This is a genomic window from Mycobacterium sp. NPDC003449 (genome assembly GCF_053588415.1).
In genome coordinates, this window is the sequence record NZ_JBSFPX010000094.1 from 1 (window position 1) to 26367 (window position 26367).

Below are 26367 nucleotides of genomic sequence, written 5' to 3' on the forward strand. Positions count from 1 at the left end.
TGGCCGCGGCGTTCGGCACCCACATCGAGGATCTGCCCGACTTCCCGTTCACCCCGGTCGACCCGCTCATCGTCGGGCGCCGCAACCCGGTGGACCGCTGAGCAGACGTGAAACTGCCTACTTTTCCCGGGAAACGGGCAGGTTTGTGTCTGCTCGCCGAGGAAAGGTCACGGCATGATCAGGGTGCGCGACACCGGCTCGGCCACCGCCTGACGGCTGAAGACGCCGTGCTGCAGGGCGGCCAGCAGCGCGTTACGGGTTTCCTCGGGGGAGATGAGTTCGTCGAAGCCGAGATGACCCGCCGATCGGAAGGACGCTTCGAGCTCCATCCGCTTGAGCACCTCGGAGTAATCCTCACCGGCGTGCGTTGCGGCACTCAGGGCCGCCGCGCCCATCGCGCCCATGGTCGCGCCGGGATAGGCGAAGGTCGCCACCTGGTCGTCAAAACCCAGCAGTGACATGACCATTGAGCCGAAGCCGAACGCCTTGCGCAGCGTGACATGCAATTTGAGCGTGGTGGCCGCGGTCTGGGCGGCGAACATGCGTGCCCCGCTGCGCAGCACGCCCTTGCGTTCGGACTGGCTGCCCGGGAGCATGCCCGGATTGTCGGCGAGGAACACGATCGGCAGGTGGAACGAGTCGGCCACCGTGATGAAATGCGCGGCCTTGTCTGCTGCGTCGGCGTCGATCGAACCGGCCAGCACCTGGGGCTGATTGGCGACCACGGCGACCGGATAACCGCCCAGATGGGCCAGCGCGCAGATGATGGCGCGGCCGAACTTCGGTTGCACCTCGAACCAGTCGGGGCGGTCCACGATCTCGTCCAGAACCGCGCGCATATCGTAGATGTGGCGGTTGTCGCGGGACACGATGTCGAGAATCTCCGGTGTCGGCCGCGGGTCGGCGGTCGCATCGGCGAGCCGGGTCGGCGGGTACGACCATGCGCTGGACGGGAAGTACGACAGATAGCGCCGGATGTCGTCGATCACCGTCTCGTCGTCCTCGGCGTGGTTGTGGATCACACCACTGGATAGCGCGACATCCGGCCCGCCCAGGTCTTCCTTCGAGATGTCCTCGCCGGTCGACTCTTTCACGACCGGCGGCCCCGCCGTGAAGATCGCCCCATGCCGGCTCATGATGGTGAAATCGCACACCGGGGCGACCAGGGCGCCGTGGCCGGCCGACGGGCCGAGCACCGCGGACACCGTCGGTACCTTTCCCGAGCACTTCGCCTGCGCGATCAGATCGGTCGGCGTCCGCCCGTAGTGCTCCCCGCTGGGCCGAAAACCCGCCCCCTCCAACAACATGACCAGGGGAACCTTGTTGCGCAACGCGAGCTCGGCCAGCCGGTACCGCTTGGAGTTTCCGCCGGGGCCGATGCTGCCGGCCAGCGTGGTGAAGTCCTCGGCGCCGACCATGACCGGTGCCCCGTCGATACGGCCCGCGCCGGAGATCAGCCCGTCGGCGGCGATGTCGCCGCCGACCAGCGTGCCGAACTCCTGGAACGTGCCGGGATCGAGCAACCGCGCGATCCGCGCGCGGGCGTCCAGCTTGCCTTTGCCGCGGTGTCTGGCCAGTCGCTCGGGGCCACCCATGCCGTAGGTGTGCTCACGCCTGCGGGCGAGGTCGGTGAGCGTTTCTTTCCACTCCGGATCGTTCATACCGCAGTCCTCACGTCTAGAGACTCCTCTGGCGTTTGCCTTTGGCCGCTCAGCCTACCGCCGTTGACCATACTGAATTGCTTACTGTAGCGTCTGCGGTCATGGGTTGCGGTGGCGCGTCCGGTCTCAGGATCGACCGGGGCGTACCCGGTGATCTGCGGCGCGTGCCCGCGGCGGCCGCGGCGTTGGAGAGCCGGGGCTACGACGGTTGTTGGACCGGCGAGATCAACCACGATCCGTTTCTGCCGCTGCTGCTGGCCGCCGAGCACACCTCGCGGACCGAAATCGGTACGAGCATCGCGGTGGCGTTCGCCCGCAGTCCCATGACCGTCGCCCAGCTGGGCTGGGACCTCCAGGGCTACTCGCGGGGCCGGTTCATCCTCGGGCTCGGCTCGCAGATCCGGCCGCACATCGAGAAGCGGTTCGGCATGCCGTGGAGCGATCCGGTGCGCCGGATGCGGGAGTACATCGAGGCGTTGCATGCCATCTGGGAGTGCTGGCAGGACGGGACCGAGCTGGATTTCGACGGCGAGTTCTACCGCCACACCTTGATGACGCCGATGTTCACCCCGAACGCCCAGCCGCACGGTGTTCCCAAGGTGTTCGTCGCCGCCGTCGGCGAGGCGATGACCGAGATGTGCGGTGCGGTCGCCGACGGCCTGCTCGCGCACGCATTCACCACCAGACGCTACCTCGACGAGGTCACCATCCCGGCGCTGGAGCGCGGCCTCACGACGGCCCGTCGCACCCGTCGCGACGTCGCGGTGTCCTGCCCGGTTTTCGTGGTGACCGGCGAGGACCAGGCGCAGATGGATTCCGCGGCCGAGCCGGTGCGCAAGCAGATCGCGTTCTACGCGTCGACGCCGGCCTATCGCAAGGTGCTCGAACTGCACGGGTGGGGTGAGCTGCAGACCGAACTGCGCAGCTTGTCCAGGCGGGGTGAGTGGGACGCGATGGGCGGCCTCATCGACGACGAGATTCTCGGCGCATTCGCCGTCGTGGCGCCGACCGAAACGTTGGCGGCGGCCCTGAGGGGCCGCTGCGCGGGCGCGATAGACCGTGTCCTGCCCAGCTTTCCCGCCGCCGTCGCTCAATCGACCGTGACGGCCGTCCTGCAAGATCTGAGGAGTTGTTCGTGAGTACACGCGTGATCGATGAGGTCGCCAAGGCCTTCGCCACCCCGTCGGCCTATGCCGATGAGCCGGGTTTCCATCGGGCGCTGACCCATCTGCGGGCCAACGCGCCGGTCTCGTGGGTGGAGGTCCCGTCCTACCGGCCGTTCTGGGCCGTCACCAGGCACGCCGACATCATGGCCGTCGAACGCGCCAACGATGTGTTCACCAACTCTCCACGGCCGGTGCTGATCACCGCCGAGGACGACGAACGCCAGGCCGCGATCGGGGTGCGCACACTCATCCACATGGACGATCCCGAGCACCGGGTCATGCGGGCGATCGGGGCGGACTGGTTCCGCCCGAAAGCCATGCGGGCGTTGAAGGTACGGGTCGACGAACTGGCCAGGATCCACGTCGACAAGATGCTGGCGACCGGCGCGGAATGCGATTTCGTGCAGGAGGTGGCGGTCAACTATCCGCTGTACGTGATTATGTCGCTACTCGGGGTGCCCGAGTCGGACTTTCCGCTGATGCTGCGGTTGACGCAGGAACTGTTCGGCAACGACGACGACGAGTACAAGCGCGACACCACCGAGGACGAGGCCATGTCCGCACTGGTGGAGATGTTCCAGTACTTCAGCGAATTGACCGCGTCCCGGCGGCGGAATCCCACCGACGACCTGGCTTCGGCGATCGCCAACGCCCGCATCGACGGCGAGCCGCTCAACGACATCGAGACGGTTTCCTACTATGCGATCGTCGCCGCCGCCGGCCATGACACCACGAGCGCCACCATCTCCGGTGGCATGCTCGCCCTGCTCGAAAACCCCGACCAGCTCGCCCGGCTGCGGGCCGAGCCGGCTCTGATGGGCACGGCCACCGAGGAGATGATCCGCTGGGTGACCCCGGTGAAGGCGTTCATGCGGACCGCGGCGGTCGACACCACGGTGCGCGACACCCCCATCGCCGCGGGTGAGTCGCTGCTGCTGGCCTATCCGTCCGGCAATCGCGACGAGGAGGTGTTCACCGATCCGTTCCGCTTCGACGTCGGCCGCGACCCCAACAAGCATCTGGCGTTCGGCTACGGCGTGCACTTCTGTCTCGGAGCGGCGTTGGCGCGCATGGAGATCAACAGTTTCTTCAGCGAGCTCATCCCGCGGCTCGACTCCATCGAGCTGGCCGGCCCGCCCCAGCACACCGCCACCACGTTCGTCGGCGGGCTCAAGCACCTGCCGGTGCGCTACAACTTGCGGGCGGGTTGAGCGCCGGTCAGCAGCAGCGGGTGGCCGGGTTGGCCTCGGTGTTGCGGTGGCGCATCTTCCAGTAGTCGCGTTCGGAGAGCACCGGCTCACCCGGGTGGGCGCGGGCCCGGTGCTCGACGTAACGGCGGTAGTGGTTATCGCCCATCAATGTTCCGCAGTACCAGCTGATTTGGCGTGCGGCCGCTCGTGTGCGCTCGGCAAGGCTTCCCATTGTCTGACCACCTCCTTCTCGGCGTCGGTGGGGATCAGCCCGGACGGAGCGAAGATGCGTGAGGGTACCGGCTCGTCCTCGGTGAGGGGGCGTGCGGTGCCGCGCAGTGCCTGCAGCGCCATCACGACGCCCGCGATGAACACGATCAGCACCAGCACCGCGAAGATGATCGACAGCGTGCCCTGGATGAACGTGTTGCGGATGACGGCGTCGATCTCATCCGGGGTCTTGGCCGCGCCGAACGACGACTGGCCGGCCTCGCTGGCCGCGACGTACTGCGAATGCTGCTTCCAGTAACCGACTTTCGGATGCCCGGAGAAGATCTTCTGCCAGGACGCCGTCATCGTCACGATCAGGTCCCACATCAGCGGAACCGCCGGAATCCAGGCCCATTTCACCAGGCCGCGTTTGATCACCACCACGGTCACCACCGTCAACGCGATCGCGGCCAGCAACTGGTTGGCGATGCCGAACAGCGGGAACAGCGTGTTGATACCGCCCAGCGGGTCGGTGACACCCATCAGCAGGATGCTGCCCCACGCGGCCACCACGACCACACTGCAGGTCCACGCACCGACCCGCCAGCTGGGGTTACGCAGTTTCTTCAACGGGCCACCGAGGTTGGCGAGACTGTCGGAGAGCATGAACCGTGCCACCCGGGTACCCGCGTCGACCGTGGTGAGGATGAACAGCGCCTCGAACATGATCGCGAAGTGATACCAGAACGCCTTGAGGCTCTCCCCGCCGAAGACCTGGTGCAGCACCTCCGAGATACCGAACGCCAGCGTCGGCGCACCGCCGGTACGCGACACGATCGTCTCCTCGCCAACGCCTTCGGCCGCCGCGGTGATCTCCTCCCCGGTGATCGGAGACCCGGACAGCCCCAGCCCGTTGACGTAATCGGCGGCGGTCTGGGCGGTGGTGCCGGTGCTGGCGGTCGGCGCGTTGATCGCGAAGTACAGATGCTGGTTGAGGATGGCCGCGGTGATCAGGGCCATGATCGCGACGAACGACTCGGTGAGCATGCCGCCGTAGCCGATCAGCCGCATCTGGCTTTCCTTCTCCAGCAGCTTGGGCGTGGTGCCGGAGGAGATCAGCGCGTGAAAGCCCGACAGGGCGCCGCAGGCGATCGTGATGAACAGGAACGGGAACAGCGAGCCGGCGAACACCGGCCCGGTGCCGCTGGCGGCGAACTGCGAGATCGCGGGCGCCTCCATCACGGGGCGGGCGATCAGGATGCCGATGGCCAGCAGCGCGATGGTGCCGACCTTCATGAACGTCGACAGATAGTCGCGCGGCGCCAGCAGCAGCCACACCGGCAGCACCGAGGCGGCCAGGCCGTAGATGATGATGCACCACGACAAGGTCACCTTCGACAGCGTGAACCAGTCCACGCCCCACGAGGTTTCGGCCACCCAGCCGCCGGCGATCACCGCGAGCAGCAGCAGCACGACTCCGATCAGCGAAACCTCGGAGACCCGGCCCGGCCGCAGGAAGCGCAGATACAGGCCCATGAACAGTGCGATCGGGATGGTCATCGCGATGGAGAAAACCCCCCACGGGCTTTCGGCCAGCGCGTTGACCACCACCAGCGCCAGCACCGCCAGCAGGATCACCATGATCACGAGCACACCGATGATGGCCGCGGCCCCGCCGACCGTCCCGAGTTCGTCGCGGGCCATCTGACCCAACGACCGCCCGCGCCGCCGCACTGAAATCGCGAGCACCAGGTAGTCCTGCACGCACCCGGCCACCACGGCGCCGATGATGATCCAGATGGTTCCGGGCAGATAGCCCATCTGCATCGCCAGCACCGGCCCGACCAGCGGTCCCGCGCCGGCGATGGCCGCGAAGTGATGTCCGAACAGCACCCGCCGATCGGTCGGCATGTAGTCGGTGGCGTTCTCGAAAAGCTCGGCCGGGGTGGCATTGTCGTCGCGCGGCCGGACGATCTTCATCTCGATCAGGCGCGCGTAGAACCGGAAGCCGATGACGTACGTGCAGATCGCGGCGATGACGAACCAGACCGCGTTGACGGTCTCCCCGCGGAAGAACGCGATCACCGCCCACGACACCGCGCCGATCAGGGCGATGACCGCGAAGACGATCTTATGTCGGGTGGTGATGGGGGAGCGGTCGATGATCGCCACCGGCGGAAGGTTCTCGTCGGTGCGGATATACGTGATATCGCCCGCGTGCTCCTCGATGCGGTCAGCGGCGGTGGGTGTGGCCATGGTCTGATCTTTTCATCGTCGCCCCGGGCTGTGGGGCGGAACCCACGTCAGCGCTCGAAGATGGAGCGCACGGTGTCGATCGTGTCGGCCTCGGCCGGCGACTTGTCCTCGCGGTAACGCAGCACCCTGGCGAACCGCAGCGCCATCCCGCCGGGGTAGCGCGAGGAGCCCTGCACCCCGTCGAACGCGATCTCGACGACCTGCTCCGGCCGCAGCTTGACGACATATCCGTCGGTTGGGCCGTCGGCGAGTTCGGTGAACCGCTGTGTTTGCCAGGCCAGCATCGCGTCGGTCATACCCTTGAATGTCTTGCCCAGCATCACGAACCCGCCCGTGGCCGGATCGCGCGCGCCGAGATGGATATTGGACAGCTTGCCGGTCCGACGGCCCGATCCCCATTCGACCGCGAGCACCACCAGATCGAGCGTGTGCACCGGCTTGACTTTGAGCCAGCCCGCCCCGCGGCGGCCCGCCTCGTAGGGTGCCGTGGGCGATTTGGCCATCACCCCCTCGTGCCCGGCGGCCAGGGTGCGGTCCAGGAACCGCTGCGCCGCGTCGGCATCGGCGGTCACCAGGCGGTCGACGCGCTGCGCGGGCGGTACGAGTGCGTCGAGCGCCGCGAGCCGCTGCTGAGCGGGGAGATCGAGCAGATCCCTGCCGTCGAGATGGAGCAGGTCGAAGAAGAACACCGACAACGGTTGCAGGTCACCGGGTTTGCGGCTGCCGAAGCGGGCAGCCGTGACCTGGAACCGGTGCGGCCGCCCGTCGGGGCGCAGCGCGATGGCCTCCGCGTCGGCGATCAACTGGGTGGCGGGCAGCTCAAGTGCCGCGGCCACCAGCTCCGGTAGGCGCGCGGTCACATCGTCGAGGCTGCGGGTGTAGATCGAGACCTCGGACCCCGCGCGGTGGATCTGCACGCGCGCGCCATCCAGCTTGGCCTCCAGAATGGCTGTGCCGCCGAGCCGTTCCAGTGCTTCGGTGACCCTGGCCGCGGTCTGAGCCAGCATCGGCCCGACCGGTTGGCCGAGCCGCAGCGCGAACTCGCCCAGCGCCGGTGCTCCGCCGGTCAGCGCCGCGGCCGCCACCGCAGGCAGATCACCGCCCAGCATCGCCGCGCGCCGCACCTCGGCGGCCGGGACGCCGGCGGCCTTGGCGATCGCATCGGCCATCACCCCGGCCAGCGCGCCCTGGCGCAGCTCACCGCTGAGCAGCCGGCGCAGGAATGCCTGCTCGGTGTCGGTTGCGGCAGCGAACAGGTCGCGGACCCGCTGGGCGCGCGACGCCTGCGATCCCGGTCCGGACAGTGCCCCGATCGCGGTGAACCTGGCGTCGACATCGGTGACGGTCAGGGCCGCGGTGCCCGCCGGTGGCGGCAGGGTGCGCAAAGCCGCCCAGCCCACCCCGATCTGACGTTGCGGGAGCACACCGGACAGCCATGACACCGCGACGGTCGCCGTGCGGGCGTCGTCGGCGACGCCGGACAGCAGGGTGGCAATCCGGTCGATCTTGGCCAGCCGCGCCGGTGTCGCCGCGACGTCGGCGGACGCGGTGGCGATATCTGCGAGCAGCACGTAAGCAGCCTCGCACGAGACGCCGACATTTCGTCACTGCTTGGTCATCTCGCCCGGAGGCCCGGCGAGTGAACGCAGCCTATTGTGATGTCGTGAAATTGACTCGGAGCCGGGTGTTGTCGGGTGTGCTCGTCGCGTTGTTGACCGTGGCCGTCGACGCGCCGGCGACTGCGTCCGCGGATGGTGAGGCGGGCGACGTTCTCGGTCCTCCCGGTGTGGTACCGCTGACCGCGCCGCAGCCGCCGGCGAGACTCATCGTCGACCCACCGATTCCGGAGTCTCTCGCGAAGGGCCAGGTGTTCATCCAGTATCGAGCCGAAAATCTGCGCATCGAGCCGGTATTCGGCCCGAACGCGCTCGACGTCACCCCGCGGATCGGCCACATCCACGCGGTGGTGGACGACGCACCCTGGCACTGGGCGGACGGCAGCGGCGAGCCGGTGATCCTGGTGGGACTGCCGCCAGGCCCGCACAAGGTCGAGATCATCCTGGCCGATGCCAACCATCAACCGCTGGATCGAGCCGTTCAGTCCTTCGTCGTGCCGGATGTCGGTTCCCATCCGCATTAGCCGATTCTCAGAAGCCGTCGAGGAGCTGGCGCAGCACCGCAACCTGGGTTCGTAGCTCGGCGGCCCGCTCGTGATGGCCACCCGAGACGTATTGTCCTGCCGCGGTGAGCCGTTCGTCGATCTCGGCCTGGATGAGGCCGCGGATGTCGGCGTCGGAAAGCTCGCGCCGGGCTACCTCGGCGGCGCCCACCCCGGTCACGGCGCCGGCGATCGGCCCGCTCGCCACGTCGAGATCACCGTGGTCGGGTGTCTCGGCGTTGTCGATCGCGCTCAACGCCGACCGCAGCGCCGATACCGTGCCGGTGTCGCGGTTCTTGCGTGCCGAGAGCAGGGACTGGCGCAGCGTGTCACGCCACTGGGCTGCCGGGGTCATGGCACGCCAAGGTATGCGGCCGAGCGAGATCTGTCGAGCGATTTGCGCTCGCTCTACGCGGGCGAGCGTGCGCGGAATGCCGACCGACGTCGGCGTGGCGGGCGACAGACGCGCACGGTCGCGGTGCCAGGGGAGTGGCGCGTCACGAAACGGTGAAGGTGACCGAGTGCCATCCGGAGGCGCCGTCGGGAACAGGGTCGGCGAGCTGGTCGGTCTGCACCGCCCCGGTGTCGTCGGTGGCGCGCACCGTGATCGTGTGCCTGCCGGTGTCGGCGGCGGTCCAGTCGGCACTCCACAGCCGCCAGGTGTCACCCGAGTAGGCCGCCCCCAGCTGCGCGGGCGTCCAGGTGCCCGGTCGATCCGGGCCGTCGATCTTGACCTCGACGGCGCGCACACCCCGGTTCTGGGCCCACGCCACGCCACCGAACCGGACCGGTCCGCGGGCGACCTGCTGCCCGGCGCGGGGTACGTCGACGCGCGACTGGGTCTTGATCGGCCCGTGCGCCGACCAGCCGAGTTTGGTCCAGTACGCCTCGGCGCGGTCGAACCGGGTCAGCTCCAGATCGGTCACCCACTTGGTGGCCGACACGTAGCCGTACAGCCCGGGCACCACCAACCGGGCCGGATAGCCGTGTTCGGCGGGCAGGGGTTGGCCGTTCATCCCGATCGCGAGCAGCGAGTCGCGATCATCGGTGAGCGCCTGCACCGGTGTGCCCGCGGTGAAACCGTCGATCGACGTCGAGAGCACCATATCGGCGTCGGGTGCGACACCGGCCGCGGCGAGCAGGTCGCGGACCCGGTAGCCGGTCCAGGTGGCGTTGGAGATCAGGTCGCCGCCGACCACGTTGGACACACAGGTCAGCGTCACCACCTTCTCGACGACCTCGAAGCGGTCCAGATCGTCGAAGCGGTAGATGATCTCGCGGTCGGACATGCCGTGGATGCGCAGCTGCCAGTTCTCGCGACTCAGTTGCGGCACGGTCAGCGCGGTGTCGATCCGGTAGAAGTCCGCGCTCGGCGTGATGAACGACGGCAATGCGACACCGGCCGGCTCCACCGCGGGCGGGACCGGGGCCGCCGGGACGTCGACGGGTGGCAGCGCGAACGCGTTGCGGTCGCCGGCGATCGACGAGGACAGCCGCGACAACACGACCCCGGCGACGCCCGTCACGGCACCACCGGCCAACAATCCGAAGGCGACCAACGACAGCCGCCTGCCGCGGTCCACACCGTCGTCGGCATCGGGGGCGTCGCGCAACCGGCCCGACGCCAGCACCCGCAGCACAGCGATCCCGCACAGCGCGCCGATCACGGTCGGCACGACCGCCCACCAACTCGCACCGGGACGCGACAGCACCGCCACACAACCCAGCACACCGCCGAGACCGATCGCGATACTGCCGACCGGCCGGCTCCGGGTTTCCCACGGTGCGGCCACGGCGGCGATGACGGCGATGACCGCGAGCACCAGCAGGGTCAGCACGAGCTTGTCGGCCGTGCCGAACATCGTGATGGCCCATTCCTTGACCGGCCCGGGGGTGAGGTCGATGACCGCGGAGCCGACGGCGGTGCGGGCGTCGGCGGCCGGGCCGAATCCGACGGCGACCAACTCGGTGACCCCGAGGGCGACCGCGGCCGCCGACAGCCCGGCCAGCGCAGGCAGGGGCGCACGTTCCGACATGTCTTGAAACTACCGGCGGAGCGGGCCGGGGGATCTTACGAAGCCGTGACGATCCGGCAGGCCGGTGCCCGAAAAGAGAGGCCGTGGCGGGGTGGTTCTTGGGATAGGTTACTTTACGAATTCGGGCATTTTTGGAAAGGAAGCTGGATGGAGATCGAAGGCAGGAAGGCCGTCGTCGTCGGCGGCGCATCGGGCTTCGGCCGGGCCACCGCCGAAGCGCTGGCCAAGCGGGGCGCCGCGGTCGCGGTGCTGGACCGGCCGCAGTCCAAGGGCCAGGAGGTGGCCGACGAGATCGGCGGCTCGTTCTTCGCCGTCGACGTCACCGACTTCGACGGCACCGAGCAGGTGCTGGCCCAGGCGGTCCAGGCGCTCGGCGGCCTGCACATCGCGGTGACCACGGCTGGCGGCGGGATCGGCGAGCGGACCATCAAGAAGGACGGGCCGCACAGCCTGGACTCGTTCCGGGCCAGTATCGATCTCAACCTGATCGGCACGTTCAACGTCAGCCGGCTCGCCGCATGGCATATGAGCAAGAACGACCCGGTCGACGCCGAGGCCGAGGAGCGCGGCGTCATCATCAACACGGCCTCGATCGCCGCGTTCGAGGGCCAGATCGGTCAGATCGCCTACACCGCATCCAAGGCCGCGATCGCCGGTATGTGTCTGACCATGGCCCGCGACCTGGGCAGCCTGGGTATTCGCGCCCTGGCCATCGCGCCGAGCCTGTTCGCCACCGGCCTCACCGAGGGCATCCCCGATGAGTTCGCCGCGGTGCTGACCAAGGATGCGGCGTTCCCCAAACGATTGGGCAAGCCCGACGAATACGCCAAGCTCGCCGTCGCGATCGTGGAGAACCCGATGCTCAACGGCCAGTGCATCCGTCTGGACGCCGGCCAGCGCTTCGCCCCCAAGTAGGGTGGGATTCGGTGTGACCGGGACGCGGCAGCGCAACCGGTCACACCGAACCGGCAGGGAGGCGCCATGGCAACCGTTGCAGACCACGTCATCTCGACCCTCGCGGCCAGCGGGGTACGGCGGGTCTACGGTCTGCCGGGGGACAGCCTCAACGGGTTCACCGACGCCATCCGCCGCAGCGGGGACCTCACCTGGGAGCATGTGCGGCACGAGGAGACCGCCGCCTTCGCGGCCGCCGCCGACGCGGGGTTGACCAACCAGCTCGCGGTGTGCGCGGGCAGTTGCGGCCCGGGCAACCTGCACCTGATCAACGGGCTGTTCGACGCGCAGCGCAGCCGGGTCCCGGTGCTGGCGATCGCCGCCCACATTCCGCGCACCGAGATCGGCTCGGAGTACTTCCAGGAGACCCATCCGCAGGATCTGTTCCGCGAGTGCAGCGTCTACTGCGAACTGGTCAGCACCCCCGAGATGGCCCCGCGCATCCTGGAGATGGCCATGCGGGCCGCGGTCGAGGAGAACGGCGTCGCCGTCGTCGTCATCCCCGGGGAGATCTTCCTGCAGCGCTTCGGCGACGAGGCGTGGACCGCGCGGCCGGTGCGCCCCACCCGCTCGGTGCTACGCCCGGACGACGAATCGGTGCGCCGGGCCGCCGATCTGCTCAACGCCGGCCAACGGGTCACCATCCTCGCCGGGGCCGGCGTGGCCGGTGCCCACGACGCGTTGATCGACCTCGCGGCGACGCTGCAGGCGCCGATTGTGCATGCGTTGCGGGGCAAGGAGTTCATCGAATACGACAACCCGTTCGACGTCGGGATGACCGGCCTGCTGGGATTCGCATCGGGTTACAAGGCCATCAAGGAGGCCGACACCCTGCTGATGCTGGGCACCGACTTTCCCTATCAGCAGTTCTATCCCGAGGGTGCCACCGTCATCCAGGTCGACGTCCGCGGCCGAAACCTCGGCAGGCGCACCCCGATCGACCTCGGACTGCGCGGCACCGTCGAAGACACCCTGGCCGCGCTGCAACCACTGCTGCGGCCCAAGGCCGACCGTGAGCACCTCGACCGGTCGCTGCGGCACTACCGCAAGACCCGCGCACAGCTGGACTCGCTGGCCGTCAACGATCGCGACAAGACCCCGATCCGGCCGGAATATGTTGCCGGACTTGCCAATCAACTCGCGTCCGAGGACGCGGTGTTCACCTGCGATGTCGGCTCGCCGGTGGTGTGGGCGTCGCGTTACCTCACTATGAACGGCAGGCGCAGGCTGATCGGTTCGTTCAGCCACGGCACCATGGCCTGCGCGCTGCCGCATGCCATCGGGGCACAGACCGCCTACCCGGACCGGCAGGTGGTCGCGCTGGCCGGCGACGGCGGACTGACCATGCTGTTCGGCGAACTGGTCACGCTGATCCAGAACCGGCTGCCGGTCAAGCTGATCGTGTTCAACAACTCGTCGCTGAACTTCGTCGAATTGGAGATGAAGGCCGCGGGCATCGTCACTTTCGGCACCGACCTGGTCAACCCGGACTTCGCCGCGGTGGCCCAGTCGATGGGCGTGTTCGGCAGGCGGGTGACCGAACCGGGGGAGCTCGAACGGGCACTGACCGATGCGTTCGCCCATGACGGCCCCGCCGTCGTCGACGTCGTCACCGCCCGCCAGGAACTGTCGATACCGCCGGCGATCACCGTCGAACAGGCCAAGGGATTCTCGCTGTACGCCATCCGGACGATCCTGGCCGGCCGGGCCGACGAACTACTCGACCTGGTCAGCACCAACGTCGCCCGCCGCCTGCTGGACTGAGCGGGCCTCAGGCCGGCCGGGGAACCGCGGCGGCCGGGCTCTGGCCCAGCCACTTCGGGATGGCCTTGCGGACCTCGCCGGGTCCGGACAACGCCACGCTGCCGTCCAGCACGGCATGGGACCACCCGAGGTCGCCCCGCCAGATCCGGGTGAGGGCCCGCAGGCTGGTCTCGACCGTGCCGGTCACCTCGTAGCCGGGATCGACATCGCACACATCGGCCTGCCCGTCGGCGACCACCAACCACCACCGCGACGCCTTCGCCGCGACCCCGTCGAGGACGAAGGCCACCGTGGTGCGGGTGCGCGGCCAGTCGTCGATCGCGATGGTGCGACGGATATCCCACATCAACAGATGCGGGTCGAGATCGGCCTCGCCCAGATCGCCGATCCAGCGCACGCCCCAAGCGCCGAGCGCGTCGACCACGCCGGCCAGTTCCCGGCCGCACTCGGTCAGCGAATACGTTGTGCGGCCGTCGATCTCACTGCGCTCGACGACGCCAGCCCGGGCCAGCGACTTCAATCGTCGCGACAGCAGGGCCGGCGACATCTTCGGCACCCCGCGGCGCAGATCGTTGAAATGGGTGCTGCCCAGCAGCAGCTCCCGGATCACCAGCATGGTCCACCGTTCGTCGAGCAGCTCCATGGCCTTGGCCATGGGGCAGAACTGACCGTACGTCGACATCGCGCCACCTCCAGGGCCGAGTTGTGACCGGTAGGCACCAGTACACCGCGTGACCGGCCCGATGCCAATACAGATGGTGAACCGGCTCCGGTACAGATCTGTTACTGGATCGCCCGGTGGCCCGGCGCGACGATGCTTCAGGAGGAGAGGAGGCGCCATGGACGCCGTGACCGTTGACAGCGATCTGGAGACCCGACACCGCGCCCTGTGGGCACTCGGTGATTACGGGGCGATAGCCGAGACGATCGTCGCGCCGCTCGGGCCGACTCTGGTCGAGGCGTGCGGTATCGGCCCCGGCGACCGCGTGCTCGATGTGGCGGCCGGGACCGGCAACGCCGCCATCCCCGCCGCGGTCGCCGGTGCCAGGGTGACCGCGACCGACCTGTGCCCGCGGCTGGTGGCCGAAGGCCGCGGGCTTTCGGCCGCCCGCGGCGTCGAGGTGTGCTGGCGCGAGGCCAACGCCGAAGCGCTCCCGTTCGGCGACGACGAGTTCGACGCCGTGGTGTCGTGTATCGGGGTGATGTTCGCGCCACACCATCAGCGGGCCGCCGACGAACTGGTGCGGGTGACCCGGCGCGCCGGGCGGATCGGCGTGATCAGTTGGACGCCAGAGGGTTTCATCGGGCAGCTGTTCGCCACCATGAAGCCCTATGTGGCCACGCCCCCGGCCGGGGTCTCACCGCCGCCGTTGTGGGGCATCGAGGATCACGTGCGCATGCTGTGGGGCGGGCGGGTCCGCGACGTCACGGCCGGGCGTGGTGAGCTCGCCGTCGAGTCCTTCCCCGACGGCGCTGCCTTCCGGGATTACTTCAAGGCGAATTACGGCCCCACCATCGCGGCCTACCGCGCCGTCGGGGACGATCCCGGCCGGGTGGCCGCGCTCGACGCCGATATCGCCGCGCTCGCAAACCGTTTTCTGCACGGTTCGCGGATGGTGTGGGAATACCTGTTGGTGACCGCCCGCAAGAGCTGATCCGGCTGGCACGATGTCTGCATGCCCGAGGACGTGCAGCCGACGTTGAGCGATAACGAGCAGGCCGCGCTGGCACGGTGGCTGCGGGCGCAGGGGATCGGATCCACCGTGACCGACGTGACGCCACTGACCGGTGGCACCCAGAACATCGTGGTGCGGTTGCACGTCGACGGTCGCCCGATGGTGCTGCGGCGTCCGCCCGCCCATCCGCGACCGACGAGCGATAAGACCATGCTGCGCGAGATCGCGGTGCTGCGCACCCTGGCCGGTTCCGGCGTCCCGCATCCCGGTTTCATCGCCGGATGCGCCGACCTCGACGTGCTCGGGGTGGTGTTCTACCTGATGGAGGAGGTCGACGGGTTCAACCCCGGAACCGAGGTCGCACCGGCGTACCGCGATCCCGACCTCCGTCACCGGGTCGGGCTGTCCTATGCCGGCAGCCTGGCCCAACTCGGCAACGCGGCCTGGGAGAACAGCGAGCTGGCCGCGATCCGGCGCCCGGGATCCTTCCTACAGCGCCAGGTACCGCAATTTCTCCGGCTGCTGGAGAGCTACCGTCACGAAGGCTATGCGCCAGAATCGCTTTCGGGTGTCGCCGACCTGGCGCAGTGGCTGGAGACCAACCGGCCGCCCGACGGTGAGCCGGGCATCATGCACGGCGATGCGCACCTCAACAATGTGCTGTTGCGCCGCGAGGTGCCCGAGCTGGCCGCGTTCATCGACTGGGAGATGTGCACCATCGGTGATCCGCTGCTCGATCTGGGCTGGATGCTGGTCTGCTGGCCCGATGATCCCAACCCGATCAACGCCGGCTCGGCGCTGGCCGAGCTGGGCGGACTGGCCTGCCGTCGCGAGCTGCTCGAGGCCTACCGGGACGCGGGCGGCCGCCAGACCTCGCGACTGGATTGGTTCGTGGCGCTGGCCTGTTTCAAACTCGGCATCGTCATCGAGGGCACCTGGTCGCGCTATCTCGCCGGACAGGCGAGCCGCGAGGCCGGCGAACAGCTGCACGCGTCGGCCGAGAATCTCATCGCGCTCGGGGTCCGGGTCACCAAGGACGACAGCCCGTTCGCCTGATTTTCCGGCGCCAGTTTCTTTCTCGCGCGAGCAGACACGCCGGTACCCCTTTTCGCGCGTTTACGGGTACCGCCACGTCTGCTCGCGGAGGAAAACCGACCGGAAAAGGTTTGCGCGGGGCGCTGGAATGGGGCTAGCATCGCCAACGTGCCGAGGCGACTCGTAGTAGCAACCCGCAGCGGGGTCTGATCTGGACCGACCCCTCGCTGTGGGTCGTCGCTACTCGTCGGTCAACTCCTCCTCTGCAGGGAAGACCGGCACATGCAATCCTCAACGGCCACTCCGACCGCCTCGCCGTCATCGTTCGCGGCCCACTTCGCCGCCCCACTCCCACGAGCCCTACGGGCCGCGGGTGAAACCGCGTCATGGATGGCGTTCCTGGCCGAATTCGCGCCGGGCGCAGGCCCTTTGCGGCTGGGCAACTGGGCCTGCACCGATGCCCTTCGGCCGTCGAGCCGGCTGGGGCCGCAGGCCCGCACCTACCAGGCCACGCTGGCCGTGGGTGACACAATCGGTACCTCCACGGCGGCGGCCAGCGGTCCGGTCGCGGCGCTGACCGCGATGCTGCACGAGCGCGGCATCACCGTCGAGACCACGTCGTTTCACCAACTGCCCACCGGCGGCCGGACCGTCACCTTCCTCAAAGGCGATGACGGCGTGCACAGCGAATGGGCGGTCGGGCTGGACACCGACCCCGTGCAGTCGGCGTTGCGGGCGGTGATCGCCTGCGCGAACCGGCTGCTCACCGGGGTGTGACGCGGTGTCGTGAGGCTACCCGTCGATGAAGGTGACGGTCTCGGTCAGGGGCGCGCGGCCGGTCCGGATGTAGGGCACCGCCGGATCCTCGTAGCCGATCGACATACCGCAGAACAGGGTGAGCCCGGGTCGCGGCGAGACGACGTCGGCGACGGTCTCGCGGACCTGCGACCAGGCCATCTGCGGGCAGCTGTGCAGTCCTTCGGCGCGCAGCAGCAGCATCACCGTCTGCAGGTACATCCCGGTATCGGCCCACTGGGCCGGGCCGAGGTGGCTGTCGATGTAGCAGAACAGGGCGGCGGGTGCGCCGAAGCAGTCCCAGTTGGCGATCGCGGCGCGCTGGCGCGCATCCCAATCGTCGCGGGCGATGCCCAGCGCGCCGTAGCGCTCCTTGCCGAACGCGGACCGGCGGTCGCGATACGGCGACTTCATATCGGCCGGGTACATCTCGTACTCGCGGGCATCCCACGGCGCACCGGTCGCGACGCGTTCGGTCGCGCGTTTCTTGAGCTCGGCCAGCGGCGCCCCGGTGACCACGTAGATGTTCCATGGCTGGGTGTTGGAGCTGGACGGTGACCACGCGGCGGCGGCCAGTACCCGTTGCAACACCTCCATGGGGACGGGCTTATCGGTGAATCCGCGTACCGCCCGTCGGCTGGTGACCGCGTCATATATGTTCAACATCGCCTGTGCCTCCCGATCCAGAGATCGTAGCAATTGCTACTATCTCATATAATACGAAATCGGGTCGGATTATTCCGCGGCGGTGTCGGGCATCGGGCATGGCGCAGCGCTGATCGGCGCGCCGGTGCGGGCCGGTCAGCGCAGCGGGCGCAGCACGATCGGCAGGCCGTCCATGGGTACCGGCATGCCGCCGTAGTCCCACGTCTCCTGATAGCCCGGGCGGGCGGGCTCCAGCCGGTACTTACGCAGCAGCCGGTGCATGATCGTCTTGACCTCGAGCTGGCCGAACATCATGCCGATGCACTTGTGCGAGCCACCGCCGAACGGGGTGAAGGCGTAACGGTGCCTCTTGTGCTCGCTGCGTGGTTCGGCGAACCGGTCGGGGTCGAATTTCATCGGATCGGTCCACAGCTCGGGAAGACGATGGTTGACGCCGGGGTAGGCGATGACGTTGGTGCCCTTGGGCAGGTAGTACCCGAGCAGTTCGGTGTCGCGGACGGTGCGCCGCATCGCCCACTGAACCGGCGTGACCAACCGGATCGACTCGTTCATGACGAGGTCGAGCGACTCGAGCTTCTCCAGCGACTCGATGTCGACCGGTCCGTCGCCGAGCCGGTCGGACTCGTCGCGGCAGCGGTCCTGCCAGTCGGGGTTCTCGGCGAGGTGGTAGGCCATCGTGGTCGCCGTGGACGTCGAGGTGTCATGCGCGGCCATCATCAGGAAGATCATGTGGTTGACGATGTCGGCGTCGGAGAACTTGTTGCCGTCCTCGTCCTCGGTCTGACACAGCACCGTCAGCAGGTCGGACCCGTCCTTGCCGCGCCGCTCGGCGACCCGTGCGGCGAAGTAGTCCTCGAGCAGCTGCCGGGCCCGTAATCCGCGCCACCAGGTGAAGGGCGGGACGCTGGTGCGGATGATGGCGTTGCCCGCGCGGACCGTCGTGGTGAACGCGTTGTTGACCTTGGTCACCAGTTCGTGGTCGGTGCCGGGCTCGTGCCCCATGAACACCATCGACGCGATATCGAGCGTCATCTGCTTCATCGCCGGGTACAGCAGGAACCGCGGGTCGTTGGCGACCCAGTCGTTGGCGATCACCTTCGAGACCACCTGGTCGACCTGCTCGGTGTAGCCGACCAGCCGGGTGCGGACGAACGCCTCCTGCATGATCCGCCGGTGAAACATGTGCTCCTCGAAGTCGAGCAGCATCAGCCCGCGGTGAAAGAACGGCCCGATGACCGGGATCCAGCCCTCCTGGGAGAAGTCCTTGTTGCGGTTGCTGTAGATGGCCTGGGCCGCGTCCGGCCCGAGCGCCGTCACCGCGGGCAGCACCGGGGAGTCGGCGTAGTACAGCGGCCCCTTCGTCTGATACAGGTGCATCAGGTAATCGGGGCCGCCGCGGAACATCTCGACCATGTGCCCGAGGATCGGCAATCCCTTGTCGCCCATGACCGGCTTGAGGTCGGTGCCCACCGGTGGAGTGGACAGCGCGGTCTGCTTGAACTCGGTGCGCAGCAGCTTGCGCTCGAGCGCGCCCATGCCGGGGAAGTTGTTGATCGACGGCGTGAAACGGCGCTTCGCCTGGTCGACGAGGTAATGCGGAGTGCTGATGGTGGCCATTGACCGCTCCTGAAGCTTCCGAGGCTGACAAATCTGTGGTGGAAGTCACCACCTGAAGCCATCCTGACTGGCACACTTGACGCATGTCAAGTTTTGATCTGGCGTGCCGCGATGCCAAGGTTTGATGCCATGACCGCCGAACCCGTCCCGGAGGGCAGCAACCGCTCTGCCGCGCCTGAACAGGTCCGTCGCAGTCGCGGGGACCGGCAGCGCGACGCGATCGTGACCGCGGTCCGTGCGCTGCTGACCGAAGGGTCGTTCGCCGACCTCTCGGTCAGCACGATTAGCGAACGCGCCGGGGTCGCCCGGTCCGGGTTCTACTTCTACTTCGACTCGAAGTACGCCGTGCTGGCCCTGATCGTGGCCGAGGCGATGGAAGAACTCGACGTGCTGACCCACAACTTCGCGCCGAGGGAGGCCGGTGAAACACCCCCGGCCTTCGCCAAACGGATGGTGGGTTACGCGGCGGCCGTGTTCGCGACCAATGACCCGATCATGGCGGCCTGCACCGTCGCGCAGAACACCGACGCCCAGATCCGCGATCTGATGAACGACTACGAGGACGTGGTGATCGCCAAGATCGTCGGGCTGGTGGAACAGGACGAGGGCGCCCGCCCGATCTCCGACGACCTTCCCGCGCTGGTGCGCACCCTCGTCGCGACCACCGCGATGACGCTGTCCCACGACCCCGCGTTCATCGGCCGCGACACCGACCCGGCCCGCGCCGTCGACGTGGTGGAGCGGTTGTGGCTCAACGGCCTGTGGGGTGGCCAGGCGGATCAGCCCCGACGGTAAGGTCACTGCCATGGCGCAGGGCAGCGACGCACGGGCAGACTTTCGCGGGAAGCGCTGTCTGATCACCGGAGCGGCCAGCGGTATCGGGCGCGCCACCGCGCTTGCCCTGGCCGCCAAGGGGGCCGAGTTGTACCTGACCGACCGCGACGCTGAGGGGCTGACCGAGACCGTCGCCGACGCGCGGGCGCTGGGAGCGCAGGTGCCCGAGCACCGGGTGCTCGACGTCTCCGACTACGAGCAGGTCGCGGCGTTCGCCGCCGACATCCACGCCGCGCACGCCCCGATGGACGTGGTGATGAACATTGCCGGGATCTCGGCCTGGGGCACCGTCGATCAGCTCACCCATCAACATTGGAAGTCGATGATCGACGTCAACCTGATGGGCCCGATCCACGTGATCGAGACGTTCCTGCCGCCCATGGTGGCGGCCCGGCGCGGCGGGCACCTGGTCAACGTCTCCTCGGCGGCGGGGATCGTGGCACTGCCCTGGCACAGTGCCTACAGCGCCAGCAAGTACGGCCTGCGCGGACTCAGCGAAGTCCTCCGGTTCGACCTGGCGCGTCACCGCATCGGGGTGTCGGTGGTGGTGCCGGGAGCCGTGAAAACCGGTCTGGTGCAGACGGTTCAGATCGCCGGCGTGGACCGCGACGATCCCCACGTACAGAAGTGGGTCGGCCGGTTCGCCGGCCATGCGGTCTCGCCGGAGCGTGCCGCCGAGAAGATCCTCGACGGCGTGCGTCGCAACCGCTTCCTGATCTACACCTCGCCCGACATCCGCGCGCTGTATGCGTTCAAGCGGATCGCCTGGTGGCCCTACAGTGTGGCGATGCGCCAGGTCAACGTGCTGTTCACCCGGGCGCTACGACCGAAACCATTGCCGCGCTAACGCTTTCCCCAACGCCAGCCGGGGGTGTCGAGCAGGCCCTGGCCGGTGACCCTGGTTTCGCCGCAGTGTTTGTACAGCTCGATTTCGGCCGCGGCCCCGTCGAGGAACCGGGACAGCGCAGCTGAATGGGTGACCACCACGACCTGCGCGTGGGTGGCCGCGGTCCGGATCAGCGAGGCCAGCGGCCGGACCAGATCGGGGTGCAGCGACGTCTCGGGCTCGTTGAGCACCATCAGCGACGGTGGGCGCCGGCTCAGCAACGCCGCCGCCCACAGCAGGAATCGCAGTGTGCCGTCGGACAGTTCGGCGGCCCGCAGCGGTCGCAACATGCCCGGCTGACGAAGCTGCACGTCGAACAGCCCGTCGTTGACCGCGACCGAGATCTCCGCCCCGTCGAACGCCTCGGCGACTGCCCGCTCCAGATCGCCCGCACCCGCTTCGACGATGGTCTGCACCGCCGCGGCGAGGTCGGCACCGTCGTCGGAGAGCACGGGGGTGCGGGTGCCGACCTGCGGGCGGCGCGCCGGCGCCTCGGCATCGACGCGGAACCCGTCGTAGAACCGCCAGTCACGTAGCCGGTCGGCGACCGCCGACAGCTCCGGCAGGGCATGCGGGTGCGCGTACTCGGCCAGCACGCTGCGATAGGACGGCAGCGACCGGCTCAGCTCATCGAAACCGCGGCCCGATTCGGCGGCCGCCTCGGCATACTCGTTGGCCCGGCGCACCAGTGCCGAGCTGGGCCGCAGGACCGGGCCGGCGAACACCACCTCACGTTTGATCTCGGGGTCCCTGGCGAACGCGGTCGGCCCGATCCCGGCCATCTGGGGCAGGCCGAGATCGACCAGATAGCCGAAATCGTCGGCGGCGAAGCCGAGTTCGAGCGATACCGGCCTGGTCCTCGTGGTGCCTTGGGCTTGTTCCGACGGCTGCTCGGGGCCGGCCCACAGCACCGACTGCAGGCCGCCCTCGCGGGCCAGCGATCCGATCACCTGTCCGCGGCCACAGTCGGCCAAAAGCCGCAACGCACGGTAGATGGAGGATTTTCCGGTGCCGTTGGCCCCGGTGACGACAGTGAGGTCGGTGAGCGGAAGGATGACCTCCCGAAGTGACCGGTAGCCGCGGATGGCGATGGTCTGCAGCATGTCCCCGAGGCTATTGGTCGCGGCCGACACTCGGGGCGTCGGCCTGGTCCATCGACAGCTCCAGCCGAACCCCCAGCAGCCGGATCGGCCGGTCGAGGTCGAACTGGTCCAGAACGTCCAGCGCGGTCGCGGTGATCGGCCCCGGGTCGGTGCTGGGCGCGGGCAGCTTGCGGATCTTGGTCCGGGTATAGAACGTGTTGGTCCGGACGGTGACCGCGACCCGGGTGACGATACGGCCCTGCTCGACCACTTCGACACGGGTGCGCTCGGCGAGTTCGCGTACCGCCGCGTCGATTTCGCCGCGATCGGTCAGGTCCTGCGGGAATGTGACGACATGGCTGCGCGAGCGGGCCACCCACGGTTGCGAGCTGACCTCGGTGTCGCCCCCACCCTTGGCCAGCAGCAGGATCCACAGCCCGGTGCTCGGCCCGAACGTCGAGGTGAGCAGCGTGGCATCGGTCGCGGCCAGATCGGCGACCGTGGTGATCCCCATGGTGGCAAGCTTTTTGGTGGTCTTGGGGCCCACGCCCCACAGCGCATCGGGTGGCCGGTCACCCATCACGGTCATCCAGTTGTCCTGGGTGAGGACATAGATGCCCGCGGGTTTGGCCAGCCCGGTCGCCACCTTGGCGCGCTGTTTGTTGTCACTGATGCCCACCGAACAGGACAGCCCGGTCTCGGCGGCCACCACGGTGCGGATCCGTTCGGCCAGCTCCACCGGATCGGTCGGGTCGGTGGCGCCGAGATAGGCCTCGTCCCAGCCCCACACCTCCAGTGGATAGCCGAGATCGCGCAGCAGGCCCATCACCTGTTCGGAGGCCTCGTCGTAGGCCGCCGGATCCGACGGCAGGAAGGTGGCGTCCGGGCAGCGTCGCGCCGCGGTGCGCAGCGGCATTCCGGCGTGCACGCCGAACTCGCGGGCCTGATAGGACGCGCAGGTGACCACCTTGCGGGGCTCGGTGGGATCCCCGCTGCCGCCGACGATGACCGGAAGGCCGGCCAGTTCAGGATGGCGGCGCAACTCCACCGAGGCCAGGAACTGGTCCAGGTCGACATGAAGCACCCAGCCGGTCATCGCGCTAGTGGCCGCACAGCTTGCGGGCGGTGTCCTCCCAGGCCGCGGTCAGATCGTCGAGGCTGCGGCCGCGGTCATCGACCTGGTGGGCGACGTAGTCGGCCTCGAGCAGCATGCTCAGCGCATCGGTCTGGGCGTCGAGATCGCCGGAGGTGCCCGCGGATTCCAGCAGCATCCGCACGTGGGCCAGGTGCAGCATGGCCGGCCCGGCCCACCGCATCTGCGGATCGCGGGTGGCATCCGAGAGCAGGGCCTGGTGGCGGCGTACGAAGCGCAGCCGTTCGCGTCCGTAGGCCAGCAGCCGTTCCAGCGGTGGGGCGCCGGGCCCGAGCGGGGGCGGCCCGAACATGAATGCCTGCTGGTGGGCCTTCTCGTCCTCGTCGAGCAGCACCATCATGAGCCCGGCCCGGCTGCCGAACCGGCGGAACAACGTGCCCTTGCCCACGCCCGCGGCGATGGCGATATCGTCGGTGCTGACCGCGTCGGGGCCGCGTTCGGCGATCAGCCGGCGCGCCGCCTCGAGCAGCAGGGTCCGGTTTCGCGCGGCATCACCACGTTCCTGTGGCACCGCATCGGTGACCGCGAGCCGGGTCGGGCGGTCGGGAGCTGCCACCCTTGAACTTTAACTCAGCCGGAATTAATCGGACCACGGTCCGGTTATTCGGTGCGAAGATCTTGCCGGACGAAGGGAATAAGACATGGCCGAAACCAAGGCTGACACGAAGGTTCTGGTGCTCGTCGGGAGCCTGCGGGCCGCGTCGATCAACCGCCAACTCGCCGAACTCGCCGTCGACACCGCGCCCGACGGGGTCGAGCTGCGGGTATTCGACCGGCTCGGCGAACTGCCGTTTTACAACGAGGACATCGACACCGCCGACGTGGCCGAACCGGTGACGGCGCTGCGCGAGGCCGCGGCCGGTGCGGACGCCGCGCTGGTGGTGACGCCGGAGTACAACGGCACCATCCCGGCCGTGCTCAAGAACGCGATCGACTGGCTGTCGCGGCCGTACGGCGCCGGCGCGCTCAAGGACAAACCGGTCGCGGTGGTCGGGGCGGCGCTGGGGCAGTACGGCGGGGTGTGGGCGCACGACGAGACCCGCAAGTCGTTCGGCATCGCCGGGACCCGCGTGGTCGAGGATCTGAAGCTCTCGATCCCCGGCAAGACGCTCGACGGAGCCCATCCACGGGAGAACACCGAAGTGGCCGACGGCCTGCGCGATGTCGTCGGCAAGCTCGCCGCAGAAGTGGATTGACCGCCGATCGACCGCTTGACCACCTGCCGCCGGCCCGGGTCGCCACGACCCGGCCGGCGGCTTTGCTGTTGCGGGGGACACGTCCGCGCCGTCGGCCAAGTTGTCGGTGGCTGGTGCTAGATATAGGGGTGTACCGCGACACGGGTGCGGTCGCGTCGGGCGACACGCCGGAGGCGGGGCGGCCGGCAAGCTTACGACCTGGGAATTTCAAAAATGTTATTCAGAACATCTTGTATAGCTTCGGATGGTCGGCCACTAGGTGTAGTGTCTGTGAGACCGACAGGCCACCACAGTTCGGGTGCCCGCCGGAGCGCAGCGAATCCGGCGGAGTCGGTTTCAGGACCGACCGGATGACGGCCTCGGCGGGCAGGAATTTTGGCGGCCCGGAGGTCGCTGAACACAAGCGAAGCGCAGTAACCGACCAGTTGCCAGTCACTGTCTAGTTTTCTTCACTTACCGCAAGAGGAGCCGTACCGAAGATGACCGTCACCGTGTACACCAAGCCCGCATGCGTGCAGTGCAACGCCACCTACAAGGCGCTGGACAAGCAGGGCATCGCCTACGAGACGATCGACATCAGCCTGGACAGCGAGGCCCGCGACTATGTCATGGCGCTGGGGTACCTGCAGGCTCCGGTGGTCGTTGCGGGCAATGAGCACTGGTCGGGTTTCCGTCCCGATCGCATCAAGGCGCTCGCCGCCGTTTCGGTCAGCGCATAGCGGGGGTACACCAACCGGGGAAGGGTAGGGGCAAGATGAGCAATCTCGTCTACTTCTCCAGCGTCTCGGAAAACACGCATCGTTTCGTCGAGAAGCTGGACCTTCCCGCCACGCGGATCCCGCTGCACGGCCGCATCGAGGTGGACGAGCCCTACGTCCTGATCCTGCCCACCTACGGCGGCGGCCGTGCCACCCCGAACATCAACGACGGTGGCTACGTGCCCAAGCAGGTCATCGCATTCCTCAACAATGAACACAATCGGTCGTTGATCCGCGGCGTCATCGCCGCGGGCAACAACAACTTCGGCGCGGAATTCGCCTACGCCGGCAATGTGGTGTCCGGCAAGTGCGGCGTGCCCTACCTGTATCGCTTCGAACTCATGGGAACCCCGGAGGACGTGCAAGCCGTCCGCGCGGGCCTCGCCGACTTTTGGAAGGACCAGACGTGCCCCCAACCGTCACAGCTGCAGAGCCTGTAACCACCGACGCCCCGGTCGCCGGGGGTCCGGGGGAGCTCGACTACCATGCGCTCAACGCGATGCTGAACCTGTACGACAACGACGGCAGGATTCAGTTCGACAAGGATGTGCAGGCCGCGCGCGAGTACTTCCTGCAGCACGTCAACCAGAACACGGTGTTCTTCCACAGCCAGGACGAGAAGCTCGACTACCTGATCGAGAAGAACTACTACGAGCGCGAGGTGCTCGACCAGTACAGCCGCAATTTCGTCAAGAGCCTGCTGGATCGGGCCTACGGCAAGAAGTTCCGGTTCCCGACGTTCCTCGGTGCGTTCAAGTACTACACGTCCTACACGCTCAAGACCTTCGACGGGAAGCGCTACCTGGAGCGGTTCGAGGACCGCGTCGTCATGGTCGCGCTGACCCTGGCCGCCGGTGACACCGTGCTGGCCGAGAAGCTGCTCGACGAGATCATCGACGGCCGGTTCCAGCCGGCCACCCCGACCTTCCTCAACTCGGGCAAAAAGCAACGCGGAGAGCCAGTTTCGTGCTTCCTGCTTCGCATCGAGGACAATATGGAGTCGATCGGGCGCTCCATCAACTCCGCGCTGCAGCTGTCCAAGCGCGGTGGCGGGGTCGCGTTGCTGCTCTCCAACATTCGTGAACACGGCGCCCCGATCAAGAACATCGAGAACCAGTCCTCCGGCGTCATCCCGATCATGAAGCTGCTGGAGGACTCGTTCTCCTACGCCAACCAGCTCGGCGCCCGCCAGGGTGCCGGCGCGGTCTACCTGCACGCCCACCATCCCGACATCTACCGGTTCCTCGACACCAAGCGGGAGAACGCCGACGAGA

At 68.1% G+C, this 26367-nt stretch carries 26 protein-coding genes; 14 read left to right on the forward strand and 12 right to left on the reverse strand.

Translation table 11 applies throughout. The features are described 5' to 3' along the window. Positions 1-167: 167 nt before the first annotated feature. Positions 168-1661 (reverse strand): acyl-CoA carboxylase subunit beta, encoded by a 1494-nt coding sequence (locus ACWDTP_RS22150; RefSeq protein ID WP_450023693.1) that lies wholly within the window; start codon positions 1659-1661, stop codon positions 168-170. Between the two features lie 101 nt (positions 1662-1762). Between ACWDTP_RS22150 and ACWDTP_RS22155 the strand changes: the two genes are divergently transcribed. Beyond that, a complete protein-coding gene (locus tag ACWDTP_RS22155; protein WP_450023695.1) occupies positions 1763-2800 on the forward strand; it encodes an LLM class F420-dependent oxidoreductase in 1038 nt (345 codons plus the stop codon). Further along, the gene (locus ACWDTP_RS22160; protein ID WP_450023697.1) at positions 2797-4038 is read left to right on the forward strand and encodes a cytochrome P450; all 1242 of its coding nucleotides are present in this window, start codon (positions 2797-2799) and stop codon (positions 4036-4038) included. Before ACWDTP_RS22155 ends, ACWDTP_RS22160 begins: the two co-directional genes overlap by 4 nt. A 7-nt stretch (positions 4039-4045) precedes the next feature. Here the strand turns inward: ACWDTP_RS22160 and ACWDTP_RS22165 are convergent, their stop codons facing one another. From ACWDTP_RS22165 to ACWDTP_RS22175, 3 genes are read right to left on the reverse strand one after another with little or no spacing between them, the layout of a single operon-like run. After that, complete coding sequence (locus ACWDTP_RS22165; RefSeq protein WP_450023699.1) at positions 4046-4183, reverse strand: CstA-like transporter-associated (seleno)protein; 138 nt, start codon at positions 4181-4183, stop codon at positions 4046-4048. Beyond that, entirely contained in the window at positions 4183-6483 is a 2301-nt protein-coding gene (locus ACWDTP_RS22170) for a carbon starvation CstA family protein (protein ID WP_450023701.1), read from the reverse strand. The genes ACWDTP_RS22165 and ACWDTP_RS22170 overlap by 1 nt, the downstream gene beginning before the upstream one ends. Positions 6484-6530: 47 nt before the next feature. Further along, positions 6531-8054 (reverse strand): ATP-dependent DNA ligase, encoded by a 1524-nt coding sequence (locus tag ACWDTP_RS22175; RefSeq protein WP_450023703.1) that lies wholly within the window; start codon positions 8052-8054, stop codon positions 6531-6533. Between the two features lie 92 nt (positions 8055-8146). Here ACWDTP_RS22175 and ACWDTP_RS22180 point away from each other — a divergent pair, with 92 nt between their 5' ends. Then, a complete protein-coding gene (locus ACWDTP_RS22180) occupies positions 8147-8623 on the forward strand; it encodes a DUF6130 family protein (RefSeq protein ID WP_450023705.1) in 477 nt (158 codons plus the stop codon). A gap of 7 nt (positions 8624-8630) precedes the next feature. On the opposite strand, the gene ACWDTP_RS22185 is transcribed toward ACWDTP_RS22180, so the two are convergent. Next, complete coding sequence (locus tag ACWDTP_RS22185; RefSeq protein ID WP_450023707.1) at positions 8631-8996, reverse strand: glutamyl-tRNA amidotransferase; 366 nt, start codon at positions 8994-8996, stop codon at positions 8631-8633. A 142-nt stretch (positions 8997-9138) separates the two neighbouring features. Then, complete coding sequence (locus ACWDTP_RS22190) at positions 9139-10677, reverse strand: molybdopterin-dependent oxidoreductase (RefSeq protein ID WP_450023709.1); 1539 nt, start codon at positions 10675-10677, stop codon at positions 9139-9141. A 147-nt stretch (positions 10678-10824) separates the two neighbouring features. Here ACWDTP_RS22190 and ACWDTP_RS22195 point away from each other — a divergent pair, with 147 nt between their 5' ends. Both ACWDTP_RS22195 and poxB read left to right on the forward strand, forming a co-directional pair. Beyond that, complete coding sequence (locus tag ACWDTP_RS22195; RefSeq protein WP_450023711.1) at positions 10825-11592, forward strand: SDR family NAD(P)-dependent oxidoreductase; 768 nt, start codon at positions 10825-10827, stop codon at positions 11590-11592. Between the two features lie 66 nt (positions 11593-11658). Beyond that, on the forward strand, positions 11659-13395 hold the full coding sequence (gene poxB / locus ACWDTP_RS22200) for a ubiquinone-dependent pyruvate dehydrogenase (protein WP_450023713.1): 1737 nt from the start codon (positions 11659-11661) through the stop codon (positions 13393-13395). Positions 13396-13402: 7 nt separating this feature from the next. Here the strand turns inward: poxB and ACWDTP_RS22205 are convergent, their stop codons facing one another. Next, on the reverse strand, positions 13403-14077 hold the full coding sequence (locus ACWDTP_RS22205) for a winged helix-turn-helix transcriptional regulator (protein ID WP_450023715.1): 675 nt from the start codon (positions 14075-14077) through the stop codon (positions 13403-13405). Between the two features lie 157 nt (positions 14078-14234). Here ACWDTP_RS22205 and ACWDTP_RS22210 point away from each other — a divergent pair, with 157 nt between their 5' ends. The 3 genes from ACWDTP_RS22210 (at position 14235) to ACWDTP_RS22220 (ending at position 16883) form a co-directional block, all read left to right on the forward strand. Further along, entirely contained in the window at positions 14235-15050 is an 816-nt protein-coding gene (locus ACWDTP_RS22210) for a class I SAM-dependent methyltransferase (protein ID WP_450023717.1), read from the forward strand. Between the two features lie 21 nt (positions 15051-15071). Then, entirely contained in the window at positions 15072-16127 is a 1056-nt protein-coding gene (locus tag ACWDTP_RS22215) for a phosphotransferase family protein (RefSeq protein ID WP_450023719.1), read from the forward strand. A 261-nt stretch (positions 16128-16388) separates the two neighbouring features. After that, positions 16389-16883, forward strand: a complete 495-nt coding sequence (locus tag ACWDTP_RS22220; protein WP_450023721.1) for a homocitrate synthase — start codon at positions 16389-16391, stop codon at positions 16881-16883. A 15-nt stretch (positions 16884-16898) separates the two neighbouring features. Here ACWDTP_RS22220 and ACWDTP_RS22225 read toward each other — a convergent pair whose 3' ends face one another. After that, positions 16899-17564: a nitroreductase gene (locus ACWDTP_RS22225; protein WP_450023742.1), complete on the reverse strand. Its 666-nt coding sequence runs from the start codon at positions 17562-17564 to the stop codon at positions 16899-16901. Between the two features lie 138 nt (positions 17565-17702). Next, the gene (locus tag ACWDTP_RS22230) at positions 17703-19184 is read right to left on the reverse strand and encodes a cytochrome P450 (RefSeq protein ID WP_450023723.1); all 1482 of its coding nucleotides are present in this window, start codon (positions 19182-19184) and stop codon (positions 17703-17705) included. Positions 19185-19313: 129 nt separating this feature from the next. Between ACWDTP_RS22230 and ACWDTP_RS22235 the strand changes: the two genes are divergently transcribed. Both ACWDTP_RS22235 and ACWDTP_RS22240 read left to right on the forward strand, forming a co-directional pair. After that, positions 19314-19979: a TetR/AcrR family transcriptional regulator gene (locus ACWDTP_RS22235; RefSeq protein ID WP_450023724.1), complete on the forward strand. Its 666-nt coding sequence runs from the start codon at positions 19314-19316 to the stop codon at positions 19977-19979. A gap of 10 nt (positions 19980-19989) precedes the next feature. Then, positions 19990-20865, forward strand: a complete 876-nt coding sequence (locus ACWDTP_RS22240) for an SDR family oxidoreductase (RefSeq protein ID WP_450023726.1) — start codon at positions 19990-19992, stop codon at positions 20863-20865. Here ACWDTP_RS22240 and ACWDTP_RS22245 read toward each other — a convergent pair. From ACWDTP_RS22245 to ACWDTP_RS22255, 3 genes are read right to left on the reverse strand one after another with little or no spacing between them, the layout of a single operon-like run. Next, positions 20862-22007, reverse strand: a complete 1146-nt coding sequence (locus ACWDTP_RS22245) for an AAA family ATPase (RefSeq protein ID WP_450023728.1) — start codon at positions 22005-22007, stop codon at positions 20862-20864. The genes ACWDTP_RS22240 and ACWDTP_RS22245 overlap by 4 nt on opposite strands. 10 nt (positions 22008-22017) lie before the next feature. Continuing rightward, the gene (locus ACWDTP_RS22250; protein WP_450023730.1) at positions 22018-23082 is read right to left on the reverse strand and encodes a DNA polymerase IV; all 1065 of its coding nucleotides are present in this window, start codon (positions 23080-23082) and stop codon (positions 22018-22020) included. Positions 23083-23086: 4 nt separating this feature from the next. After that, the gene (locus tag ACWDTP_RS22255) at positions 23087-23695 is read right to left on the reverse strand and encodes a TetR/AcrR family transcriptional regulator (RefSeq protein WP_450023732.1); all 609 of its coding nucleotides are present in this window, start codon (positions 23693-23695) and stop codon (positions 23087-23089) included. A gap of 85 nt (positions 23696-23780) precedes the next feature. On the opposite strand from ACWDTP_RS22255, the gene ACWDTP_RS22260 reads away from it, so the two are divergent. The 4 genes from ACWDTP_RS22260 to ACWDTP_RS22275 all read left to right on the forward strand — a co-directional run. Then, on the forward strand, positions 23781-24335 hold the full coding sequence (locus ACWDTP_RS22260) for an NADPH-dependent FMN reductase (RefSeq protein ID WP_450023734.1): 555 nt from the start codon (positions 23781-23783) through the stop codon (positions 24333-24335). 479 nt (positions 24336-24814) lie between these two features. Beyond that, on the forward strand, positions 24815-25054 hold the full coding sequence (locus ACWDTP_RS22265) for a redoxin NrdH (protein ID WP_450023736.1): 240 nt from the start codon (positions 24815-24817) through the stop codon (positions 25052-25054). Positions 25055-25089: 35 nt separating this feature from the next. Beyond that, entirely contained in the window at positions 25090-25533 is a 444-nt protein-coding gene (gene nrdI / locus ACWDTP_RS22270) for a class Ib ribonucleoside-diphosphate reductase assembly flavoprotein NrdI (RefSeq protein ID WP_450023738.1), read from the forward strand. Further along, a partial coding sequence (locus ACWDTP_RS22275; protein WP_450023740.1) for a ribonucleotide reductase N-terminal alpha domain-containing protein occupies positions 25500-26367 on the forward strand: 868 nt, incomplete at its 3' end. The genes nrdI and ACWDTP_RS22275, both read left to right, overlap by 34 nt.

What these genes read in the sequence shown, in the direction of transcription:
- ACWDTP_RS22240 (WP_450023726.1), top strand. Translation starts at nt 19,990, where the DNA reads ATGGCGCAGGGCAGCGACGCACGGGCAGACTTTCGCGGGAAGCGCTGT.
- ACWDTP_RS22250 (WP_450023730.1), bottom strand. Translation starts at nt 23,082, where the DNA reads ATGACCGGCTGGGTGCTTCATGTCGACCTGGACCAGTTCCTGGCCTCG.
- ACWDTP_RS22150 (WP_450023693.1), bottom strand. Translation starts at nt 1,661, where the DNA reads ATGAACGATCCGGAGTGGAAAGAAACGCTCACCGACCTCGCCCGCAGG.
- ACWDTP_RS22220 (WP_450023721.1), top strand. Translation starts at nt 16,389, where the DNA reads ATGCAATCCTCAACGGCCACTCCGACCGCCTCGCCGTCATCGTTCGCG.
- poxB (WP_450023713.1), top strand. Translation starts at nt 11,659, where the DNA reads ATGGCAACCGTTGCAGACCACGTCATCTCGACCCTCGCGGCCAGCGGG.
- ACWDTP_RS22205 (WP_450023715.1), bottom strand. Translation starts at nt 14,077, where the DNA reads ATGTCGACGTACGGTCAGTTCTGCCCCATGGCCAAGGCCATGGAGCTG.
- ACWDTP_RS22245 (WP_450023728.1), bottom strand. Translation starts at nt 22,007, where the DNA reads ATGCTGCAGACCATCGCCATCCGCGGCTACCGGTCACTTCGGGAGGTC.
- ACWDTP_RS22230 (WP_450023723.1), bottom strand. Translation starts at nt 19,184, where the DNA reads ATGGCCACCATCAGCACTCCGCATTACCTCGTCGACCAGGCGAAGCGC.
- ACWDTP_RS22170 (WP_450023701.1), bottom strand. Translation starts at nt 6,483, where the DNA reads ATGGCCACACCCACCGCCGCTGACCGCATCGAGGAGCACGCGGGCGAT.
- ACWDTP_RS22215 (WP_450023719.1), top strand. Translation starts at nt 15,072, where the DNA reads ATGCCCGAGGACGTGCAGCCGACGTTGAGCGATAACGAGCAGGCCGCG.
- ACWDTP_RS22265 (WP_450023736.1), top strand. Translation starts at nt 24,815, where the DNA reads ATGACCGTCACCGTGTACACCAAGCCCGCATGCGTGCAGTGCAACGCC.
- ACWDTP_RS22185 (WP_450023707.1), bottom strand. Translation starts at nt 8,996, where the DNA reads ATGACCCCGGCAGCCCAGTGGCGTGACACGCTGCGCCAGTCCCTGCTC.
- ACWDTP_RS22210 (WP_450023717.1), top strand. Translation starts at nt 14,235, where the DNA reads ATGGACGCCGTGACCGTTGACAGCGATCTGGAGACCCGACACCGCGCC.
- ACWDTP_RS22195 (WP_450023711.1), top strand. Translation starts at nt 10,825, where the DNA reads ATGGAGATCGAAGGCAGGAAGGCCGTCGTCGTCGGCGGCGCATCGGGC.
- ACWDTP_RS22165 (WP_450023699.1), bottom strand. Translation starts at nt 4,183, where the DNA reads ATGGGCGATAACCACTACCGCCGTTACGTCGAGCACCGGGCCCGCGCC.
- ACWDTP_RS22190 (WP_450023709.1), bottom strand. Translation starts at nt 10,677, where the DNA reads ATGTCGGAACGTGCGCCCCTGCCTGCGCTGGCCGGGCTGTCGGCGGCC.
- nrdI (WP_450023738.1), top strand. Translation starts at nt 25,090, where the DNA reads ATGAGCAATCTCGTCTACTTCTCCAGCGTCTCGGAAAACACGCATCGT.
- ACWDTP_RS22155 (WP_450023695.1), top strand. Translation starts at nt 1,763, where the DNA reads ATGGGTTGCGGTGGCGCGTCCGGTCTCAGGATCGACCGGGGCGTACCC.
- ACWDTP_RS22235 (WP_450023724.1), top strand. Translation starts at nt 19,314, where the DNA reads ATGACCGCCGAACCCGTCCCGGAGGGCAGCAACCGCTCTGCCGCGCCT.
- ACWDTP_RS22260 (WP_450023734.1), top strand. Translation starts at nt 23,781, where the DNA reads ATGGCCGAAACCAAGGCTGACACGAAGGTTCTGGTGCTCGTCGGGAGC.